The organism is Allorhodopirellula heiligendammensis (assembly GCF_007860105.1).
In the GTDB taxonomy this organism is placed as follows: Bacteria; Planctomycetota; Planctomycetia; order Pirellulales; family Pirellulaceae; genus Rhodopirellula; species Rhodopirellula heiligendammensis.
On the sequence record NZ_SJPU01000002.1, the window covers coordinates 2,470,103 to 2,491,184 of the forward strand.

Genomic DNA, 21,082 nt, shown 5'->3' on the forward strand with positions numbered 1-21,082 from the left:
TGAGTGTTCATGGGATGCATTTCCGTCTCCCACCGCCGCTAAGTTTGAAAAAATCCCTTCCCTGGGGCGAGTTGAGGTTGACGATCTGCGAAAGGTTCGCCAAACTCCGCCACTTCTCACGAGTCGAGCATCTCATTGAGCTGGTCGGAATCTCGTGAGACCCCAAGTGGGAGAAGCGACCGCTCACCGGTTATTAGCCATCCACGGCTAAAACCCGAACGAGGCAGAGTCGTTTCGCCGAACCACCCGACACCAAGAGTCGTGACCAATATGCCAAAACAATCCAAGCGGTATCGCTCCGCGCTCGCTAAACAACCCAAAGAGCTTCAGCCGCTTCCCAAGGCGGTGGAGACGCTCAAGACCTACGACGCGACGAAGTTTGACCAAACGGTCGAAGTTCACATGCGTTTGGGTGTTGATCCCAACCAAGCGGATCAAATCATTCGCGGTTCACTCGTACTGCCCCACGGCATCGGCAAGACGCAACGCGTCGTCGTGTTTGCCAAGGGCGATCAAGCCAAGGCTGCTGAAGCGGCTGGTGCTGACGAAGTCGGCCAAGAAGACCTCGCTAAAAAAATCAAAGACGGCTTTACTGACTTTGATGTCTGTATCGCTGCTCCCGACATGATGGGCTTGGTCGGCCCACTTGGTCGTGTGCTCGGCCCTCGTGGCCTGATGCCTAGCCCTCGTGCTGGAACCGTGACCGCCGACGTCGGCAAGGTCGTTGGTGAATACAAGGCTGGTAAAGTCGAGTTCCGCAATGACAAGGGCGGAAACGTCCATGCGATGGTCGGCAAGATGAGTTTCGACTCACAAAAACTCGAAGAGAATATCACCGCGTTCGTTGATTACATCTCTGGAATGAAGCCCCAGTCCATCAAGGGCACGTACATCAAAGGCGTTGCCATCTGTGCAACGATGACCCCCAGCGTCCGAGTCCTTACCTAAAGCGTCGATTACGATCGAGAAGGATCGGCGAATTCAAGTTTCTGCCCAGCCACGCGTTGTCGCGGTAGTGAGTTTCGTCAGCGAAAAAATCAAATGAGTAAATACGTTAAAGAGCTGGTCACCCGTGACCTGAAGCGTCGTTTCGAAGGGGTCTCCGATGCTGTGTTGGTGACTTACACCGGCATGGACGCGAATACCACCAACGAATTGCGTGGCGAACTCAGCGAGAAAAACATCCACATGATGGTTGTTAAGAACTCGCTGGCTCGTCGGGCAACCGAAGGCTCCACGCTCGCCCCTGCGTTCGATGACACCCGTGGTCAAGTCGCAGTGATGTGGGGAGCGGATGACTTTGTCTCGCTCGTCAAAGAAGTCGTGCGGCTGGATAAAGACAGCGAAAAATACGACGAGTTCACCGCCACTGGCGGTGTCATGGATGGCGAACGCCTCGACTCCGATGGTGTCAAGGCGATCAGCAAGTGGCCCAGTCGCGAAGAGCAAGTCTCGATGCTGGTTGGTCAAATCCTTTCGCCGGGTGCCAACCTCAGCGGTGCGTTGCTCGGTCCTGGGCGTACGCTCAACAGCCAAATCAAGAGCAAGGGCGAAGGCGACGAGTCGTAACGACGCCTTCATTTCACCCGAGCTTTTCCCAATTCAACTTTTCCGAATCACCTTTTTCGTTTTTGAGGTAGTTTGACATGTCCGATGAAGCAACTGCGGTCGCCGAATACAGCGCCGAAGCCAAAGAACTCGGCGATAAGATCGCCAACATGACCCTGAAGCAAGCCAAAGAATTGAGCGACTACCTCAAGGATGAACACGGCATCGAGCCTGCATCCGGCGGTGGAGCTGTGATGATGGCAGCAGGCGGAGACGGCGGAGCAGCCGAAGCCGTTGAGCAAACTGAATTCGACGTCGTCCTGACCAGCTTCGGCGATAAGAAGCTGAACGTCGTCAAGGTCGTCAAGAACATCACCGGCGCTTCCCTGATGGAAGCCAAGAAATTGGTCGAAGGCGCTCCTGCGACCCTCAAAGAAGCTGTCTCGAAAGAAGACGCTGCGAAGATCAAAGCCGAAGTCGAAGAAGCCGGCGGTACCGTCGAACTCAAGTAGTTCCACAGGTGGTTTCGGAAACCCAATCGAACGTTCACCGAATCAATCGCATTCGGTGAACGTTTTTTGCTGCGCTGACTCTTCAGGATGGGACCCGCGTCCCGTCTGAAACCAATTTGCCCATGTCCGAAACCCGTTTCCTCCCGTCCAAGATTGGTTTGCTCACTCGGGACAATGGTCCCAAGCTTCGGTTCCCTATTTGCAAGGCATGACATCTTATGAAGGCCGCCTTCATCAACGCCACCGGTTCTCCCGATATTATCGAGTTCGGCGATGTGCCTGACCCCCAACTGCGTCCAGATCAGGTGCTGATCCGCGTCGAAGCGAGCTCCGTCAACCCGATCGATACTTATGTTCGCGGGGGCGTCATCGCCATGGAATTGCCGACGCCGTATTTCCCCGGCTGTGACGCCGCGGGCGTTGTGGAAGCGGTGGGCTCGGCAGTCAAGCGATTCGCGGTCGGCGACCGCGTATGGACGACCAATCAGGGTTTGCTCGGACGCCAAGGCACGTTTGCCGAGCAGATCGCAGTCGACGAGAAATGGGTGTACGCACTTCCGCGCGAAGTTTCCTTCGAGGATGCGGCCGCATGTGCGTTGGTAGGGGTGACGGCGCATCTCGGTCTGTTCCGTGAAGCAGCATTGGAGCCCGGCGAGACCGTGCTGGTAATCGGAGGCAGCGGAGGCGTGGGCTCACTCGTCGTCCAAATGGCAGCGGCTCACGGTGCCCGCGTGATTGCGACCGCCGGCAGCAAAGAGAAGGCGGACAAGGTTCGCAGCTTTGGGGCCGAAGAGGTCATTCTCTACAAGGATCAGTCGATCCCCGAGCAAGTCCAGCGATTCGCCCCCCAAGGTGTCAACGTACTGTGGGAAACCCGACGTGAACCCGACTTCGCCTCCGCTGTGGGGATGCTGGCCGAGCGGGGCCGGATGGTGCTGATGGCCGGACGCGATGCGCAGCCCCCGTTTCCGGTCGGCCCCTTTTACGTTAAGGAGTGTTCCCTGCATGGGTTTGTCATGTTCAAGGCCACCCCGATCGAAATGCGGACTGCCGCCGAAGATCTCACTCGCATGCTGAAGTCTGGCAAGATCCGCGCAAACATCGGTGCGAGGTTCCCGCTCGATCAAGCCGCCGCCGCGCACCGCTTGCAAGAATCCGCCACGCTGGGTGATAGCGATCAACTGTGCGGCAAGGTTGTCGTGATCAACAGCGAAAGCAGCGTATCATGAGCGACTTACCCGCGTCGCTGCCCAACTTCGCTGCCGGCGTGCTATGCGAAGCCAGCGGAGACCGACTGTTACCAGCGATTGCCCAGGACGTTAATTCTGGCCGCGTGCTGATGCTCGCATGGATGAATGAATCCGCCTGGAAAGAGACACTCAGTACCGGCCGCGCGGTTTACTTCAGTCGCTCGCGTGGCAAGCTATGGCGTAAGGGTGAAACGAGTGGTCACCAGCAACTCGTCCGTCGCGTGCAGGTCGACTGCGATGCCGATACGATCTTGCTGCATGTGGACCAAACCGGTGCCGCCTGCCACGAAGGCTACGCCAGTTGTTTTTTCCGCAGTGTGGGTGCGGATAATTCAATCGAGATTCACGAGCCAAGACTCGTTGATCCTGCAGACGTCTACGGTTGAACCTATCGGCAATCAGTGAGGGCCGGTTCCGGTGAACCTTCCGCCTCGTCGGGTGGTCATTCCAGTCGTAAGGTTCGATTTTTCGCCAGCCATCCGCACGATTCACGACAGCACTCCGCCGCTACCCGCTCATGAGCACGCCCGCCGCATCGATCGCGTCCAGCGATCCCTCCCCGTCTCCGCCGGCAATCGAGCAGACTGCGTTGAAGGTGCTCGCAGCGATTAGTGTCGCTCACATGCTCAACGACATCATTCAGTCGTTGATTCCAGCAACCTATCCGTTGCTGCGTGATTCGTTGCAATTGAGCTACGGCGACATTGGTCTGATCACGTTTGCCTTCCAGCTGACCGCGTCATTGCTGCAGCCGTTTGTAGGGATGTACACCGACCGCAAACCCAAGCCGTATTCGCTGGCGATCGGCATGGGATTGACCCTCTTTGGATTGTTGTTTTTCTCACAGGCGCGATCGCTAATCACGTTGATGGCTTCCGCTTCCCTGATTGGCATGGGATCGAGCATTTTCCATCCCGAAGCGTCGCGGATGGCTCATATGGCAGCCGGTGGACGGCACGGGTTCGCGCAGTCGTTGTTCCAAGTCGGTGGTAACTTTGGGACTTCGCTAGGACCACTGCTGGCCGCGGCAATCATTTTTCCATTTGGCCAGACCTCGATCGCTTGGTTTGCACTGATCGCGCTGGTGGGAATCATCGTACTGACCAAGGTCGGGGCGTGGTATCACGCAAGACTCGCCAGTCGTGCAGCGAAAGGTGTCTCGTCGAAACCGCAAAGACACAGCTACCTCACCCGGCGCCAAGTCACCGGTGCCATGGGCGTGCTGGTGGCACTTGTGTTGTCGAAGTACATCTATCTGGTGAGTTTCACCAGCTACTACGCTCTCTACATGGAAGACAAATTTGGCGTTACGAAACAGCAGTCTCAACTTTGTTCGTTTGCGTTCTTGTTTGCTGTGGCGGTGGGGACGTTTGCCGGTGGTCCGCTAGGTGATCGCTTTGGGCGAAAGGTCGTGATCTGGTTTTCGATTCTGGGTGTCGCACCCTTTGCACTGGCGTTGCCTCACGCGGGATTGATCGGAACGATTGTGCTGACGGTCTTCATTGGAGTGATCTTGGCATCAGCCTTCTCCGCGATCCTGGTGTTCGCGCAGGAGCTATTACCAGGACGCGTGGGCGCGGTGGCAGGCCTATTCTTCGGATTCGCATTTGGGATCAGCGCAATCGCTGCGGCTCTGCTGGGAGCGTGGGCAGATCATACGAGTCTCGAGAACGTTTTCCAGATGTGTGCGTATCTACCATTGATGGGGATCATCACCGCGTTCTTGCCGAAGCTAGAATCACCAGCACCGTAGGGCCGGTTCCGCCGGCCATCCCCTCCCAAGCAAACATCCGAACCGGAAAACCAACCCATGCGGCCGGTGGAACCGGCCCTACGCTCAGTCCAAACGCCGGTATTGTTTCCAGCTGATGTGCGTCTTCGTTTCGTCTTTGCCTCGCGTTATCACGAGGACCGTCGACATGTTGCGAGTGTTGATGAAAATCGTATGCATCGCAAACGGGCGGCCTTTCGAATCGTCGCTGAAGATGACCGATCTCCCTGATGGATCGACCTCGATGCCATCTTTGTTATTTTCAGACGACGTGGGATCGAGTTTCGCTTTGTAGAATTCAATCACCTTATCGATGGACGCATCCGTTGTCATCACAGTCTTGCCAACAATCGACTGGGTCGTCCGAGCGCCATTAACATCAATGGTGGCCGCGTCCGACATCTGAGCACCTTGGCCTTGTGCATCCGGGTACCTCCATGGCGAGATCATCTGCATCAGAGACAAATTCTCACGCTCAGTAGCATGTAGCGGCATGGCGAGCGACGAGGAAACGGTAAAGATTGCGAAAGTCAGCATTGCAAGGCGAATCATTTCTAGCTTCCAATCGATTGAGGAATGACATTTGGCGAGCTGTGACGGCATTCAAAAATACCATGCCATTTCCTCCTCATCGTAGAACTTCTCCCCATACTCTTCCTTTTCGCCGTTCGACAAGTCGTCGTACTTCACACCGTCGCGTTGAAACTTCAGCGACACCAACAGAGCCTTAAAACCAGCCAGAAGACCATCACGTATCACTTGGTCCACCTCGTTGACGTAAGTCGGGTTGACCGTTTCCAAACCAAACTACCCGTAGGTGTCGTAATCGACCTCGCTCCAGGACGTCGCTGTCCGCCCTAGCAACAGCGAATCGAAGCACTCGAAGATCGTTCAGAACTTCTGGTAGATGCTGCGGCGAGCCTTGTAGATGATGATCAAATCGAAGTTCCCGACGCCGTAGCGACGCTGGCCATCGTTCTTGGTGTCTTCGACCAAGTTCATCATTTTCGGATATGTCGAAAACACCACCCGAGCATTCTCGTCAGATTTCTCTTTGACCACGTTGACCAGCTTTGCCTGCGAATCCTCGAACGCCTTGTCTTTGACCGCGAGTGATTTCTGCAGCGTCTGCAACTGTTCGGCCGTTCGGTCCACAATGGCCAGAAATTCAAAATTGCCCGTCATTCTCGGTGGTCCTGCTGCCCGATAAACTGTATTAGTATGAGAGGCAGCGTTGACGGCCCGCCGTCCTGCGACGGGATGGTGTTTGACGAACAATTTGGCTGCGAATTCAGTATTCTACGGATAAAACCATCGAACAACCATTCCACGGCCAGATAGTGGCCTTTTGAGACCGGATGACCGCTGAAACTCCCACCTTTGAATCACCACCGATCGTCGAGTTTGTACTTGGGATTCAGTTTGATGCGTTGGCGGGGCTGAGTTCTGCCCATTACGGGCAATTCTGGGACGTCATTGGCCGCGATGACTGGACGGGTCCAAGAGACCAGCCGCCAATTCAAGAAGCTTTTGAACGATTTGATCGCAAGCCCATCGCAGCCGAGCTGAAGTTGCAACTTGAGTCGACGCCGCCGCTGCCAAGACTAACCCTCATCAGCGCAAACGAAGAACGCGACCGCTTGATTCAGTTTCAACCGACTCGCTTGCACCTGAATTGGCGTAGCGTCAAAGCGAAGTCGTCCTATCCGAGCTACAAAGCACTGATCGTTGAATTTGAGAAAGCGGTTGGCCAACTGCACCGTTTCTGCGAAAATATAGGAATCGCTCCTCCGCAAATTAACCAGTGGGAAATCACCTACGTCGACCGATTCCCACGCGGAGAGCTCTGGGAATCACCCTCCGACTGGGGCAAAATTTTGCCGGGTCTTTTCCCAAACGAAGAGCCAGCAACGGCGGATGGCTTAAAGATGGACGGGCGAGCACTTCAATGGGCGTTTGAGATCACGCCAAAGCTTGGACGATTGCACGTAAATACTTCAGTCACTCGTGGTCCTGACCCAAGCGACGAAGCCTTGATGCTGACACTAACGTCGCGCGGTCCACTTCATTCAGGCGAAACACCGACTTACCGCGATGGGCTAGACTTAGGTCATCGCACTTCCGTCAATCAGTTTTTGGCTCTGGTCGATGACGACTTGAGAAAAGACTGGGGAGAAAAGGACAAATGAGCTTAACACTTGACGATCGAAAGAATAGCACAACCGCGTTCTGTGGCTCCGCTTCGATTTGCTCGGACCAGCCTCCCGCCGTGGCGTTTGAAGATCACGAGCTGATTGACCCTCGTTGGGATGAGATTCTGAAAAAGCTTCTTTCATTCTTCAATTATGAAGACGATTGGGATGGCATGGATGGTGCTGCAGCGAGTGCAACCGTGATTGGAGCAGCTATCCGTATCGCATTGACCCAGCGAGACGCGTTGCATCCTGCGCCCGATGCCGTGTCGATGACGTGCAATGGAACGATTACGTTCGAGACTTCTGCGAGCGAGAGCGAGCCGTTTCCAATCACTACGTTGGAAGTGTTGTCGGAAACGGATGCGGAGCTTTATGTAGGTGGCGAGGTTTTGAAAACGTTTACGATCACGAAGTAATTATGCTGGTGGTCTGGTCGTGCTGCTCAAGAATGAATCCGAACCAATCTCAGATGACGAATGGCTGGTTCGGCGAGTTCGCTACGACCGATTTCGAGACCACAAGCAGCCTTACGTTTCACCGGGTGCTTTCGAGCCAAGGACTGGTGGATCACAGCCCGACGAAGAGGGCATCAGTCTCTATCGCCTGTCTTGCCTCGGCAGCGTTCAACCGATCGTGGACTTCATCGCCGATCCGGTGAAACAGTCCGAGGCAGGTTTCGTCCAAGTGAATGTGGGTGAATTGCGAACAATCGGGCTGACCGTCCGATCCGATAGGGACGATGACGTGAAGGGCCACGTCGTTATTCCTGAACTTTCTGCCCCGGCTTTTCGAGACGCAGAAGGTGCCCGGAAGATGTGCCGCGAAAAGATGATGCAATTATCCGAATTGGCGAGTCGTCCCGAGGCGATTCTCAGAGATCCGAACAAGCTCCTCGGCGATCGCCCCAAATAGGCGGTGGTTATAGTTCGGCTCGGAGGGAACGCTGGACGAGGGGGTTGAAGAGGTTGTCGGAATGGGCATCGCATTTGTCTTGACGTGTATTTGTTTGCCACACAGTTTCAACAATGCGGGCAAATTTTCCTTGCAGGTCAATCGGTGCGAACGACACATCAACAGAAAGCAATTTTGGCTTGGCAACACTCTTCATCATGCCACTGGTCTCCCTTGCTCGTCCTCCAATTTCAGCACGGACGCCAGGACTCGAAATCAAGAAGTGTGAGCACAATGGTGCGACCACAATGCCGTCTCGCCACACAAATCGCCAAATTTTGTTTGGCAATTTGATGTTGTCGCACGTCGCCGCAACCGACTGGCCGCTTGTGATTCAGCGATATCGCGAGCAATTTGTCGTCATGGTCTCGCTCTGGGAATGGCGATGGCTCAGCCGAGGTTGGCGCTGGCGAGCCAATCATCACAGAGGAAGAAGCCGATGGACATTGATGCTCTCCTCGCCGACGCCAAAGAGCTTTGCTAGCGTCTATCACCAATCCAATGCGAAATCGCCCTTGGAAAAGGAAGTACGTATCTGCGAACCGAGCACCCGGAATGAAGTTATCCGAGATCGCAGCGGTGACAACGAGTGCCGTCAACATGAAAGTGCCTAGGCACCAAATTCCGGTACATGCGGCACTACGCGTCGAACTAAGTGGACGCGACGCCTCTGCGGTCGCCAATGATGGTGCGAAGGGCGTTTGCTCTTCTGCCATTCCACGCTGTTCCAACTGGTTAAAGAAACTCCCCCGACGCAACGCATCGGGGGAGCCATGATCATCAGTATAGAAGGAGCCTCGATCAGTTTTCGCTGCTCGACGCACCGGCTTCGGCGGTTTCGCCGTCGCCGCCGAGGAGTGGGAAGGATTCCTCGAGCGCCGACACGGGGGTCGCGGCGAGTTCTTCCAACGCTTCGCGGCGGTAGTTGACTTCCGACTCTTGGAAGATTCGGAAACCCGTACCAGCTGGGATCAAGTGACCGAGAATCACGTTTTCCTTCAGACCGACAAGTTTGTCGACCTTGCCGGCCAGAGCGGCTTCGGTCAGCACCTTGGTCGTCTCTTGGAACGATGCAGCACTGATGAAACTGTTCGACTGCACAGCAGCCTTGGTGATACCGAGTAACTGGGTACTCGCCGTCGCACTCTTGCAGCGTTTGCTCTTCGCTGTTGCACCACCCATCGCTTCGACTTCTGCGTTGGTTTGCTCGAATGCTTCCTTCGGTACGATCGTGCCTTCGGTGTAGTCCGTATCGCCGGGGTTGGCGATCTTTACACAGTTCCGCATCTCTTGGTTGGCACGACGGAAGTGGAATCGGTCCATCACGCTGCCGGGCAACAAGTTGGTATCGCCGGCCGACTCGATCTTCACCTTCCGCAACATGCGGGCAATGATGATTTCGCCATGCTTGTCGTTGATCTCAACTCGCTGGCTACGGTAGACCTGTTGGATTTCATGCAACAGGTACTGTTGGACAGCCTCTTCACCGGTGACTCGCAGGATGTCGTGAGGCACCAAGGCACCGTCAACGAGGGCTTGCCCTGCTTTGACGATGTCGCCGGTATGAACGAGGAAGTGCTTGCCGTGAGGCACGAGGTGTTCCCGCTCGATGCCTGAATCGCTGCGGACGATAATCGTGCGTTTACCACGCTTACGTTCGCTGAGGATCTCGACTTCGCCATCAACTTCCGCGATCACGGCGGGATCCTTCGGCTTGCGAGCTTCGAAAATCTCGGTAACTCGAGGCAGACCACCCGTAATATCCGACACACCGCCGGTCTCCCGCGGCATTTCCGCGAGCACGGCCCCGGGGATCACTTGATCGCCTTCCTTGACCGAGATCGTGGCACGTTCGGGCAAGTACTGAGCGTGCAACGCTCGACCATCGCCATCTTCGATGACCAACTGCGGGTGCAAATCGCCCTTGTGATCGATGATGACCATCCGCATGTTACCACTGGCCTCGCGGTCAACCCGCATCGTTTCGCCTTCGACAACGTCTTCGAATCGAATGCGACCGGTGACTTCCGAGAGAATTGGAATCGAGTATGGGTTCCACTCGCAGAGCACTTGGCCGGCGGTGACTTTGTCACCTTCCTTAACCATCAGAGTCGAACCTGTCGGAATGTCATACGACTCAATTTCGCGGCCCCGATCGTCGACCAACATCACCTGGCCGTTGCGGGTCAACACGACGTCGCGACCTTCGGTATTGGTCACCGCCTTCATGCGTGTGAAGCGAACCTCACCGTCACGTGCGGACTTGATATCGGACTCTTCGACCTGCTTACTTACACTACCACCGATGTGGAACGTCCGCATCGTTAGCTGCGTGCCGGGCTCTCCGATCGACTGAGCGGCGATGATACCGACGGCCATGCCTTCTTCGACCATCGATCCCGTCGCCATGTCCATACCGTAACAAGAGCGGCACACACCCAGCGGCGCGTCGCAAGCCATCGGGGTACGGACCTGGATCTTCTCCAGTCCCATCTGCTCGATCTTGCGGGCGATTTCCGGCGTGATCATCTGGGCGGCATCGACAATCAACTCGTCGGTGACCGGGTTGACGATGGCCTTCAAGCTAACTCGACCGTTGATCGAATCGGCCAGCGACACTTCCACCTTTTCACCACGGTAAACGACACCCTTGGTGATGCCCTGGGTGGTCCCGCAATCGTGCATCGTGACCACGACGTTCTGCGCGACGTCAGCAAGTTTCCGAGTCAAGTAACCGCTGTCAGCCGTCTTCAACGCCGTGTCAGCCAAGCCCTTACGTGCACCGTGAGTGGACGAGAAGTACTCGAGCACCGAGAGGCCTTCGCGGAAGTTTGCCTTGATGGGCGTTTCAATGATCTCGCCGGTTGGCTTGGCCATCAAACCCCGCATACCAGCGAGCTGACGAATTTGCTCGATACCGCCCCGTGCACCCGAGTGCGACATCAAGAAAACGGGGTTGATATACCACCCGCCTTCACGAATGTCGTTTTCCATGGCGCTCATCATGTCCGCGGTAATCGCTTCGCGAGCGTGCGTCCAAGCATCGAGAACTTGGTTGTAGCGTTCCTTGCCTGTCATCAAACCACGGTCATAAGCCTTCTTGTGCTTCATGACCGTTTTTTCGGCATCCTTGATGAATTTCTGCTTGGTGTCGGGCGTAACCAAGTCATCCGTTGCGAAGGACAGACCGCTGCAAGTGGACTCGCGGAAGCCCATCTGCATCATGTCATCGAGCAGGTGAATGGTCGGCTTACGACCGAGACGCTGATAGCAGTCACTGATCGATTTTGCCAAGTCACCGCTGCGCATCGCACGGTTGTAGAAATCCATCCCGTCGGGAAGCATTTCGTTGAACCGCACACGGCCCGGAGTCGTCTCGATGACAGCCCCATAAACACCCGATTCATCATCGGTTTTGAGCTTCTGGAACTTCGGCAACCGCATCTTAATCTTGGAGTGCAGTTCGACCTTGCCCTGAGCGAGTGCGTAGTCCACTTCGTCGTAACCGCTGAAGACCATCCCTTCGCCTTTACGACCAGGCAATTCGACAGTCATGTAGTAGCAACCCATGACGATGTCCTGCGACGGACTCATGATCGGCTTACCATTCGACGGAGCGAACACGTTGTTCGTACTGAGCATCAACGTGTGGGCTTCGACTTGAGCTTCGATCGAAAGTGGCAGGTGAACGGCCATCTGATCACCATCGAAGTCAGCATTGAACCCCTTGCAAACCAGTGGGTGCAAGTGAATCGCGTTACCTTCAACGAGAGTCGGCTCAAATGCCTGGATCCCCATCCGGTGCAGCGTGGGGGCACGGTTGAGCATCACAGGGTGATTTTTAATGACCTGCTCGAGGATATCCCACACCTCTTCATCTTTACGCTCAAGCATCTTCTTGGCGGACTTGATCGTGTCGGCGTGACCGAGCTCCTTCAATCGGCGGATGATGAACGGTTGATAGAGCTCCAGGGCGATCTTCTTAGGCAAACCGCATTGATGCAACTTCAACCGCGGGCCGACCACGATCACACTTCGGGCGGAGTAATCGACTCGCTTGCCGAGCAGGTTTTCGCGGAAACGACCTTGTTTCCCCTTGATCATGTCGGTCAACGACTTCAGCGGCCGGTTCGATGAACCGAGGACTGGTCGCTTACAACGGTTATTGTCAAACAACGCATCGACCGATTGCTGCAACATGCGCTTTTCGTTGCGAATGATGACCTCGGGCGCGTTCAGATCGACAAGCTTCCGCAACCGGTTGTTACGGTTGATGATCCGGCGATAGAGGTCATTGAGATCGCTCGTCGCGAAGTTCCCACTGTCCAGCAGCACGAGCGGCCGCAAGTCTGGCGGGATCACGGGAATCACGTCGAGCACCATCCATTCAGGACGGTTGTCACTGTCGCGGATCGACTCGACGATCTTCAAACGGTTGATCAAGTCCTTCTTTTTCTGTTTGCTGCCGGTTTCGGCAAGGTCGACACGGAGCTGCTCGGAGAGCGGCACGAGGTCGAGCTTATTGAGCAACTTGCGAACCGCTTCTGCCCCCATGTCGGCTTCGAATGAACCCGGACCGTACTGCTGCCGTGCGGCGCGATACTCTTCCTCGGTGAGCAGTTGCAACGATTCCAAGTCCGTCTCGCCTGGATCGATGACGACATAGTCTTGGAAGTAGATCACCTTCTCGAGCGAGCTGGTCTTCATCGCCAGCAGGTTGCCAAGTCGCGATGGCATCGCTTTGAAGAACCAAATGTGCACGACGGGCGCGGCCAATTCGATGTGGCCCATGCGTTTACGACGAACGCGCGAGTGGGTGACCTTCACACCGCAGCGGTCACAGATCATGCCCTTGTACTTCATCCCACGATACTTACCACAGGCGCACTCCCAGTCCTTCTCAGGGCCGAAAATACGCTCGCAGAACAAACCGTCTTTCTCAGGGCGATAGGTACGGTAGTTGATGGTCTCAGGTTTCTTGACTTCTCCGAACGACCAACTCTTGATGTCCTGAGGACGGGCCAAAGAGATGCGTACCGAAGCGTAATCGTTGATGCGATCGTAGTTACTGGTTTCGCCAACTGACATGAAAGAAGCCTTTAGCTTTTAGCTTTTAGCTCTTCGCAATTTCGCCGGTCGGTGCCGGGACGTGAAACGCGTTGAGCGATTTGAGGTGGAAGGTTTCAAGCGATCTTTGTCGCGATAGAGTCAGGCGTTGCCCGACATCAAAACTGTTTCAAGGAAGATGCAATCTCACCGGATCGCACACGCGGACCGCTCGTAGCGAACCGCGTGTGACAGGTGATCAGCGGCGGAGCCAGCTAGATCGGTCTCTTTTCGAGTTGCATATTCAAGGCCAAACCGCGAATTTCGTTAGTCAACACGTCGAAACTGGCGGGCGTGCCAGCTTCGAGGGTGTTCTCACCCTTGACCATCGACTCGTAGATCTTGGTTCGTCCTTCGACGTCATCGCTCTTGACCGTGAGCAGCTCTTGCAGAATGTAGGCCGCCCCGTACGCCTCGAGTGCCCAAACTTCCATCTCCCCGAAGCGCTGACCGCCGAAGCGAGCCTTACCACCGAGGGGTTGCTGTGTAATGAGCGAATACGGCCCGGTGCTGCGGGCATGGACCTTGTCGTCGACCAAGTGGTGCAGCTTCAACATGTAGATGTAACCTACCGTTGTCTCCTGCTCCATCGGCTCGCCGGTGCGTCCATCGGTCAGGCGAATCTTGCCGTGGGCGGGCAATCCTGCTTCGGCCAAGCAATCGTTGATTTCAGATTCCACGGCACCATCGAAAATTGGGGTGATCGACTGGAACCCGAGTTTGGCTCCCGCCCAACCCAGGTGTGTCTCCAAAATCTGCCCCACGTTCATTCGCGAAGGCACGCCGAGCGGATTGAGCATGATCTGGATCGGCGTTCCATCGGGTAAGAACGGCATATCCTCGATCGGCAGGATCTTCGCAATCACCCCCTTGTTCCCGTGACGACCAGCCATCTTGTCACCGACGCTAATCGTTCGCTTGGTTGCGATGTAGACCTTGACCATTTGCAACACACCGCTGCGAAGTTCATCGCCACGTTTCATCGCATTGAGCTTGCGGTCACGCTCGTCGATTTCATTCTCGACATTCTGCCATTGAGCAGCATAGACCTTCTCAACGTCTGCCTTTTTCGCATCGGAAACTTGATCGAGAACCTGATCGATCCGGAAGCTCGTCGCTCGCTCCGCAACGAACTTGGGATCTTGGCCATCTGCCAAAGGAGTTCCCGTGGCATCTTTCAGCTTCGTTCCCGCGGCTTCTTCGAGATCACGAACCAACGATTCAAACGTGCTCGCGATCGCTTCGTTGCCTTCGGTCTCGTGCTGCTTCAGCTCTTTCTCGAATGCCTTACGCTCGTCATCGCCGAGACTCATCCGACGCGAGAACTTCTGCGTGTCGATCACGATGCCTTCGATTCCCGAGGGAACCTCCAGCGAATCGTTCTTAACATCCTCACCGGCACGGCCAAAGATCGCGTGCAGCAACTTCTCTTCGGGTGTCAATTCCGTCTTGCTCTTCGGACTGACCTTGCCGACGAGGATATCACCCGGTTTGACATAGGTTCCTGTCTGCACAACGCCACCGTCGTCGAGGTTACGCAGGGCTTTCTCGGAAACGTTTGGAATGTCACGGGTGAACTCTTCACGACCAAGTTTGGTTTCGCGAATTTCGACATCAAAGTCTTCGATGTGGATCGATGTGTAGGTATCGTTGCGAACGAGTTCCTCACTGATAATGATCGCGTCTTCGTAGTTGAACCCGTCGAACGACATGAAGCCGACCAGAACGTTGCGTCCGAGAGCGAGTTCGCCGAGGCGAGTCGCAGCACCATCGGCGATAATCTGACCCTTCTCGACCTTGTCGCCCACCGTCACGAGTGGTTTTTGGTTTTGACAGGTACGCTCGTTGAGCCCCTGGTACTTCTTCATCGTGTAGTGATCGCTCCCCACTTCGATGCGGGTTGCATCGGCATAGGTGACCTTGCCTGCTCGGCGAGCACGCACAACCATCGCGCTGTTCTTGGCAACTTCACGCTCCATGCCGGTGGCCACGATCGGCGGTTCGGCAACCAACAGCGGAACGGCTTGCCGCTGCATGTTCGAACCCATCAACGCTCGGTTAGCATCATCATGCTCGAGGAACGGAATCAAACCTGCTGAAACACCGACCATTTGTGCCGGGGCAACATCCATGTAGCTGACCTGGTCGGGCAGCACGATCGCGAAGTCACTGCGGAATCGAGCGATCAAGTTCGGGCCAGGAACGAGCGCCCCATCCTTGACTTCGGTGTCGGCAGGAGCAACGTAGGACTCGCCTTCCTCGTCCGCACGCAACCACACGGTCTGTTCGCTGATCTTGCCATCGATCACCTTACGGAACGGTGTGATCAAGAACCCATAATCATCCACGCCAGCAAAAATCGCCAGCGAACTGATCAGACCAATGTTCGTGCCTTCCGGCGTTTCAATCGGGCAGATCCGGCCGTAGTGAGAAATGTGAACATCGCGAACCTCAAAGCCCGCCCGTTTGCGGTTCAAACCGCCGGGACCGAGTGCCGACAAACGGCGTTCGTGCGCCAACTGGCTGAGCGGATTCGTCTGGTCGACGACCTGGGACAACTCGCCCCGACCGAAGAAATAATCAATCGCTGCAGAAACGCTCTTAGGATTGATCAAACTACGTGGAGTCATGTCCTGAGCATCCTTGACACTCATACGCTCCTGCACGGTACGACGGAGCTTCAAAAAGCCTTTGCGAAGCTCTTCGCTGGCGAGCTCATCAATCGTCCGCAACCGCCGGTTACCCAAGTGGTCAATATCATCAATCTCAGCGTCGCTGTCCGCATCGAACAGATCGATGAGGTAACGAATTGCCGAGATCATGTCGTCGGGACGCAACGTCATCACTTCTTCGCTGACGTCCTGACCGAGTTTACGGTTCAACCGGAACCGACCAACCTTACCGAGACGGTATCGATTCTCGTCATAGAACTTCTCTTGGAACAGCGTGCGCGCCTTCTCCAACTGCGGCGGATTTCCCGGGCGCAACCGCTGGTAAATTCGCAACAACGCTTCCTCGTGACTCGCTGTCGTGTCCTCGGCGAGGGTATGGAAAATCAACGGAACCTTCGGCAGGTCCATCGCTTCGACGCTCTTGACGTCGGCCGCACAGATAATCTCAGCCAATTCCGCACTAATCTTGTGGCCTGGCTCGACGATGATCTCACCAGCCCGCTCATGGCCGCTGGGATAAACCACGTCGTCAACACAGATCTTGTTCTCAAGCTTCGCAGCGTCGGCACCACCAGAAATCGTGATGGTCTTGGTTTCGTAAAACGCTTCGAGCAATTCCGCATCGGTGCTGTACTTCGGATCCATCGCACGCAGCAGCATCGTGGCGGGGAACTTACCGCTCTGGTCGATCCGTACCGTCAACGAATCTTTCTTCGTCACGTTCACTTCGATCCACGAACCCCGCTCAGGGATCACGCGGCACGAAGGCAACTTACGATCGGTCGTCGTGTCCTGCTCGAGCACGAAGTCAACACCGGGACTGCGGTGCAACTGGCTCACGACAACGCGTTCGGCGCCGTTTATCACGAACTCTCCACCGCCAAGCATGATCGGCAGATCGCCGAGATACACCTCTTCCTCGATCGGCTCATCCCGATTCAGCCGCAGCCAGACCCGCAGCGGACGCCCATAGGTCAGGCGGAGCTGGCGACACTCCTGCACGGTGTAACGGGGTTTACCGAGATCATAGCGCAGGTAATCCAGCGTGGTGTTGCCGTCATAGCTGGCGATCGGGAAGATTTCTTTCAGCACCGACTCCAGGCCTTGATTCTTACGCTCGGTGCTCGCCGCATCGGCTTGCAAGAACGCTGAATAGGATGCAGTCTGCAGGGCAGTGAGGTCCGGCAATTCGAACTGGCCAAGGCCGGTTCCAAAATTACGAATACTGGTGGGCTCGAGTCGACGCTGAGTGGTGGTTGCCATCGAGAGGGAAGCTCCTTCGCGGGGAAGAACAAAATCACCACGCGTCCGAGTCAGGAACTGCCACCATTTGAGTGAGGCCAGTTCCGTTCAACGCCGGAAACGAGTGAGATGACTAAACTTAAGTTTGGCTATCGAAACCGGCGATAATCTTGTGCGGGGAGTCACTCTGCGAGTCAATCTCTACAAAAATAGCCCAATCGACTCCATGACGGCGAAATTACCCTGCGGTAATCGCGGAAAATGGAAACGAAAACCTCTCACGAAATGAATCAGGCTTGCCGTGGAGGGCACATTTCCACGAAAAGTTTGCATCCGGAGAGAAAGGCAGCAGAGGTCGGGGCGCGCGTTGTGGGATACCGGGTGGCGATAGTCGAAACTGAAATGTAACCCCATTTTCCAGTTTCGCAAAGGGCAACACCCTGATTTTGGTCCCGTTTATGCTCTAGACGCCAGCGACGCCCCGCCAGCGAGGGCCAGGGACCGCCTGATATCACGATTTTTCACGGCAAACTCATGCGGTTTGCATCTTCCGAGCTCATTGACTTTGATACCCACGCCATGAAATTCCCCCGATCATCCGGCGTCCTCCTGCACATCACCAGCCTGCCGGGAGAACCCGGGACAGGCGATCTTGGGGAACAAGCATACCGATTTGTAGATTTCCTCGCCGCCGCTGGCCAGAAAGTATGGCAGATTCTACCGCTTTCGCCACCCGCTGAGGGCAACTCTCCCTACAGCGCCTACTCCGCGTTCGCCGGCAATCCTCTGATGATCAGCCTGCCACAGTTGATTCACGATGACCTACTCACCGCCAACGACTTATCCCAGGCTTCCCCAGCCCCGACGCAGTCAGACGCCACGACTGCGATGCCAGCACCCACCTCGCCAGCTTCACAAAGGCACTGCGACTTTGCTGCCGCCGCCGTGCACAAGGAAGCCGCACTGTGCATCGCATTCGAGCGATTTCAGAACACAGCATCGCACCCATTGCGTGCCCCCCTGCTCGCATTCTGTAAAAAACAAGCCAAATGGCTGGACGAATTCTCCCGTTTCGAGGCGTTGATGCGGCGACTCGGCGACGCAACCTGGACGAATTGGCCCCCTGAACTTGTCACCCGGCAACCCGCCGCCCTGAGCCAATGGGACGAAGAACTCGCCGAAGCGATCCAGTATTCGAAATTCAAACAGTTTGTGTTTGATCGCCAGTGGCACGCACTGAAACGCTACGCAGGCGAGCACAATGTACAGATCTGCGGCGACATGCCCATCTTTGTCGCTCACGAGAGCGCGGACGTGTGGGCCAACCAAACTCTATTCGCCGTTGACGAGACCGGCAATCCCACGCTCGTCGCCGGCGTGCCCCCGGATTACTTCAGCAAAACCGGGCAACTCTGGGGAAACCCGCAATACGACTGGGATGCTCTGGAAAAGACCCACTATCGCTGGTGGACGGAACGCTTCGGCGAAGCAATGCGACAGTTCGACCTGTTGAGAGTGGACCATTTCCGCGGTTTCGAAGCCTATTGGGCCGTGCCCGCCACGGCACGAACGGCCGTTTCCGGAGCCTGGAAAAAAGGCCCGGGCGCCAAACCATTCGACGCTGCCCGCGAAGAACTCGGCGAACTGCCGTTTATCGCAGAAGACTTGGGACTGATCACCGAAGAAGTCCACCAACTTCGCGAACAACTCGGATTCCCCGGCATGCGAGTGCTACAGTTCGGGTTTGACCAAATGGAAGACGACTTCCATCGACCAAACACTTTCCCCGAGGATTCGATTGCCTATACGGGCACGCACGACAACGACACACTCGTCGGCTGGCTGAAAAAACGCGAACCCTCGTCGCCCGATCCGCTCGCCGAGTGGATCGCCACGCACGAACACCCGCCAGGAGAACAGGTTCACTGGCAACTGATTGACGCGGTGCTGCAATCACCTAGCAGCATCGCCATTGTCCCCATGCAAGACTTACTCGGCCTGGATAACGCGGCGCGTATGAACATTCCCGGCCAGGCCGCTGGTAACTGGACGTGGCGAATGGACGACACCTCCCTCAACGCCGCTCTGGCGGACAAGCTGAAATCGATGACGCAGCGGGCGGGCCGGTAGCCCGAACCCTCCTGTCATCGCATGTCAACACCCCCCCAACAGACTCGTCTTCGTGACATCGCTCAGCTGGGCTCTCATCTTGATCACGTGAACGCGATCGTTCGGTCATCCGTCCCAAATTCGCCGGGCGGCGTCGATACCACCTTGAACCCGTTCAGCACAAACTGACTTGTGCTGAACGGCAACGCCTCGAGAGACACCCGACTGAAAAAAGGGAAACGCTGAGCGTTTAGACGCGATCGATGTGCTTGTTGAACAAGTTTTCAAGCATTTCTTGGCGTCCGCTCGCGTTCGCGGTTACTTCGCCCTTGTCGAGCATGTACTTCTCGAGCTCCGCGAAGCCCACGTTACCGCTCTCGATTTTGGCGCCGATCCCCTCATCCCAGCTCGCGTAGCGATTCTTAACGAAATCGCACAGCTCACCGCTCTCGCGAATCGCCGCAGCGATCTTCAGTCCCTTGGCGTAAGCATCCATGCTGCCGATGTGGGCATAAAACAGATCGATCGGCTCATGCGATTCACGCCGCACCTTTGCGTCAAAGTTCACCCCGCCACTGCCCAGGCCACCGTGCTTGAGAATCATCAGCATCGTTTGCGCCGTCAGGTAGTAATCGGTGCCGAATTGATCGGTGTCCCAACCCAACAGCATATCACCGGTATTGGCATCGATGCTGCCCAGGGCACCCTGCATCCCTGCGTAATCGAGTTCGTGCATCATGGTGTGCCCGGCGAGCGTGGCATGGTTGGTCTCCAAATTGAGCTTGAAGTGATCTTCCAGACCGTAGCTGCGCAGGAAATTCATGCAGGCCGCCGCGTCGCTATCGTACTGATGCTTGGTCGGCTCTTTGGGCTTAGGTTCAATCAAAAACTGACCCTTGAAACCGATCTCCTTGGCATAATCAACAGCCATGTGGAAGAACTTGGCCAGATGGTCGAGCTCCCGCTTCATGTCCGTGTTGTAGAGATTTTGGTAGCCCTCCCGGCCGCCCCAAAACACGTAATTCTCGCCACCCAATCGGTGTGTGACTTCCAAGGCCTTTTTAACTTGACCGGCACAGTAAGCGAACACATCGGCGTTGCACGACGTTGCCGCACCGTGCATGAATCGCGGATTGCTGAACATATTCGCAGTGCCCCAGAGCAACTTCACGCCCGTGGACTGTTGCTGCTCCGCCAGCACGTCAGCAACAGCGTCCAGGTTGGCGTGCGACTCTGCGAGCGAACCACCTTCCGGGGCAACGTCACGGTCATGGAACGCGTAGTAAGGTGCTTGCAGCTTGGTGAACAGCTCAAACGCCACTACGGCGCGTTTTTTCGCATTATCGACGCTCTCACTTCCATCGTCCCAAGGTCGCAATGCGGTACCAGGGCCGAATGGGTCACTGCCCGTACCACGGAAGGTGTGCCAGTAAACGATGCTGAAACGCAAATGCTCACGCATCGTCTTGCCCTCCACCACTTCCTCGGGATTGTACCAGCGGAAGGCGAGTGGATTGTCACTTTGGGGGCCTTCGTATTGAATGACGGGCACATCTGGAAAAGCGGTCATCGCGATTTTAGGGGTTGTAAAGGTATTGAATGTGAAGAGGGCAGCGAGTGCGTGCCGATCTGCTAAAAAGCGTCAAACGGCACAATGCCAGCCGTAGGCAGACTAATATCGGCCTATGTCCCCCCAGCGACAAGGGGAGCAGACCAGCTCCTCGCC

Annotated in this window: 17 protein-coding genes; 11 read left to right on the forward strand and 6 right to left on the reverse strand. The window is 55.9% G+C overall.

Annotated elements, in window-relative coordinates:
* Positions 1–270 precede the first annotated feature (270 nt).
* From rplA to Poly21_RS19410, 6 genes are all read left to right on the forward strand, one after another.
* Complete coding sequence (rplA, locus tag Poly21_RS19385) at positions 271–948, forward strand: 50S ribosomal protein L1 (protein ID WP_146408477.1); 678 nt, start codon at positions 271–273, stop codon at positions 946–948.
* Positions 949–1,041: 93 nt separating this feature from the next.
* Positions 1,042–1,569, forward strand: coding sequence for a 50S ribosomal protein L10 (gene rplJ, locus Poly21_RS19390; protein ID WP_146408478.1), 528 nt, complete (start codon positions 1,042–1,044; stop codon positions 1,567–1,569).
* 77 nt (positions 1,570–1,646) lie between these two features.
* A complete protein-coding gene (gene rplL / locus Poly21_RS19395; RefSeq protein ID WP_146408479.1) occupies positions 1,647–2,060 on the forward strand; it encodes a 50S ribosomal protein L7/L12 in 414 nt (137 codons plus the stop codon).
* A 218-nt stretch (positions 2,061–2,278) separates the two neighbouring features.
* Positions 2,279–3,289, forward strand: coding sequence for an NADPH:quinone reductase (locus Poly21_RS19400; RefSeq protein WP_146408480.1), 1,011 nt, complete (start codon positions 2,279–2,281; stop codon positions 3,287–3,289).
* Positions 3,286–3,696, forward strand: a complete 411-nt coding sequence (hisI, locus tag Poly21_RS19405) for a phosphoribosyl-AMP cyclohydrolase (protein ID WP_302119649.1) — start codon at positions 3,286–3,288, stop codon at positions 3,694–3,696. The genes Poly21_RS19400 and hisI overlap by 4 nt, the downstream gene beginning before the upstream one ends.
* Positions 3,697–3,827: 131 nt before the next feature.
* Complete coding sequence (locus Poly21_RS19410; RefSeq protein WP_146408481.1) at positions 3,828–5,063, forward strand: MFS transporter; 1,236 nt, start codon at positions 3,828–3,830, stop codon at positions 5,061–5,063.
* Between the two features lie 84 nt (positions 5,064–5,147).
* Here the strand turns inward: Poly21_RS19410 and Poly21_RS19415 are convergent, their stop codons facing one another.
* The 3 genes from Poly21_RS19415 to Poly21_RS19425 all read right to left on the reverse strand — a co-directional run bounded on the left by Poly21_RS19415 (position 5,148) and on the right by Poly21_RS19425 (position 6,266).
* The gene (locus tag Poly21_RS19415; protein ID WP_146408482.1) at positions 5,148–5,633 is read right to left on the reverse strand and encodes a hypothetical protein; all 486 of its coding nucleotides are present in this window, start codon (positions 5,631–5,633) and stop codon (positions 5,148–5,150) included.
* A gap of 51 nt (positions 5,634–5,684) precedes the next feature.
* Positions 5,685–5,882, reverse strand: coding sequence for a hypothetical protein (locus Poly21_RS19420; RefSeq protein WP_146408483.1), 198 nt, complete (start codon positions 5,880–5,882; stop codon positions 5,685–5,687).
* A 90-nt stretch (positions 5,883–5,972) separates the two neighbouring features.
* Positions 5,973–6,266, reverse strand: coding sequence for a hypothetical protein (locus Poly21_RS19425; protein WP_146408484.1), 294 nt, complete (start codon positions 6,264–6,266; stop codon positions 5,973–5,975).
* Between the two features lie 173 nt (positions 6,267–6,439).
* Here Poly21_RS19425 and Poly21_RS19430 point away from each other — a divergent pair, with 173 nt between their 5' ends.
* The 4 genes from Poly21_RS19430 to Poly21_RS19445 all read left to right on the forward strand — a co-directional run bounded on the left by Poly21_RS19430 (position 6,440) and on the right by Poly21_RS19445 (position 8,841).
* On the forward strand, positions 6,440–7,270 hold the full coding sequence (locus Poly21_RS19430; RefSeq protein WP_146408485.1) for a TIGR04255 family protein: 831 nt from the start codon (positions 6,440–6,442) through the stop codon (positions 7,268–7,270).
* Positions 7,267–7,692 (forward strand): hypothetical protein, encoded by a 426-nt coding sequence (locus Poly21_RS19435; protein ID WP_146408486.1) that lies wholly within the window; start codon positions 7,267–7,269, stop codon positions 7,690–7,692. Before Poly21_RS19430 ends, Poly21_RS19435 begins: the two co-directional genes overlap by 4 nt.
* A 19-nt stretch (positions 7,693–7,711) precedes the next feature.
* A complete protein-coding gene (locus tag Poly21_RS19440; RefSeq protein ID WP_146408487.1) occupies positions 7,712–8,188 on the forward strand; it encodes a hypothetical protein in 477 nt (158 codons plus the stop codon).
* 332 nt (positions 8,189–8,520) lie between these two features.
* Positions 8,521–8,841 (forward strand): hypothetical protein, encoded by a 321-nt coding sequence (locus Poly21_RS19445; RefSeq protein ID WP_302119653.1) that lies wholly within the window; start codon positions 8,521–8,523, stop codon positions 8,839–8,841.
* 187 nt (positions 8,842–9,028) lie between these two features.
* Here Poly21_RS19445 and rpoC read toward each other — a convergent pair whose 3' ends face one another.
* A complete protein-coding gene (gene rpoC / locus Poly21_RS19450; protein WP_146408489.1) occupies positions 9,029–13,315 on the reverse strand; it encodes a DNA-directed RNA polymerase subunit beta' in 4,287 nt (1,428 codons plus the stop codon).
* Positions 13,316–13,548: 233 nt separating this feature from the next.
* Positions 13,549–17,268 carry a DNA-directed RNA polymerase subunit beta gene (gene rpoB, locus Poly21_RS19455; RefSeq protein WP_146408490.1) on the reverse strand — a complete coding sequence of 1,240 codons (3,720 nt, stop codon included), beginning with the start codon at positions 17,266–17,268 and terminating at the stop codon, positions 13,549–13,551.
* 558 nt (positions 17,269–17,826) lie between these two features.
* Between rpoB and malQ the strand changes: the two genes are divergently transcribed.
* Positions 17,827–19,377 (forward strand): 4-alpha-glucanotransferase, encoded by a 1,551-nt coding sequence (malQ, locus tag Poly21_RS19460; protein ID WP_146408491.1) that lies wholly within the window; start codon positions 17,827–17,829, stop codon positions 19,375–19,377.
* A gap of 229 nt (positions 19,378–19,606) precedes the next feature.
* Here malQ and xylA read toward each other — a convergent pair whose 3' ends face one another.
* Positions 19,607–20,926, reverse strand: a complete 1,320-nt coding sequence (gene xylA / locus Poly21_RS19465) for a xylose isomerase (protein WP_146408492.1) — start codon at positions 20,924–20,926, stop codon at positions 19,607–19,609.
* Positions 20,927–21,082: the final 156 nt, after the last annotated feature.

Coding starts and splice junctions, on each gene's coding strand:
- rplA (WP_146408477.1), top strand. CDS start 271: ATGCCAAAACAATCCAAGCGGTATCGCTCCGCGCTCGCTAAACAACCC.
- rplJ (WP_146408478.1), top strand. CDS start 1,042: ATGAGTAAATACGTTAAAGAGCTGGTCACCCGTGACCTGAAGCGTCGT.
- rplL (WP_146408479.1), top strand. CDS start 1,647: ATGTCCGATGAAGCAACTGCGGTCGCCGAATACAGCGCCGAAGCCAAA.
- Poly21_RS19400 (WP_146408480.1), top strand. CDS start 2,279: ATGAAGGCCGCCTTCATCAACGCCACCGGTTCTCCCGATATTATCGAG.
- hisI (WP_302119649.1), top strand. CDS start 3,286: ATGAGCGACTTACCCGCGTCGCTGCCCAACTTCGCTGCCGGCGTGCTA.
- Poly21_RS19410 (WP_146408481.1), top strand. CDS start 3,828: ATGAGCACGCCCGCCGCATCGATCGCGTCCAGCGATCCCTCCCCGTCT.
- Poly21_RS19415 (WP_146408482.1), bottom strand. CDS start 5,633: ATGATTCGCCTTGCAATGCTGACTTTCGCAATCTTTACCGTTTCCTCG.
- Poly21_RS19425 (WP_146408484.1), bottom strand. CDS start 6,266: ATGACGGGCAATTTTGAATTTCTGGCCATTGTGGACCGAACGGCCGAA.
- Poly21_RS19430 (WP_146408485.1), top strand. CDS start 6,440: ATGACCGCTGAAACTCCCACCTTTGAATCACCACCGATCGTCGAGTTT.
- Poly21_RS19435 (WP_146408486.1), top strand. CDS start 7,267: ATGAGCTTAACACTTGACGATCGAAAGAATAGCACAACCGCGTTCTGT.
- Poly21_RS19445 (WP_302119653.1), top strand. CDS start 8,521: ATGTTGTCGCACGTCGCCGCAACCGACTGGCCGCTTGTGATTCAGCGA.
- rpoC (WP_146408489.1), bottom strand. CDS start 13,315: ATGTCAGTTGGCGAAACCAGTAACTACGATCGCATCAACGATTACGCT.
- rpoB (WP_146408490.1), bottom strand. CDS start 17,268: ATGGCAACCACCACTCAGCGTCGACTCGAGCCCACCAGTATTCGTAAT.
- malQ (WP_146408491.1), top strand. CDS start 17,827: ATGAAATTCCCCCGATCATCCGGCGTCCTCCTGCACATCACCAGCCTG.
- xylA (WP_146408492.1), bottom strand. CDS start 20,926: ATGACCGCTTTTCCAGATGTGCCCGTCATTCAATACGAAGGCCCCCAA.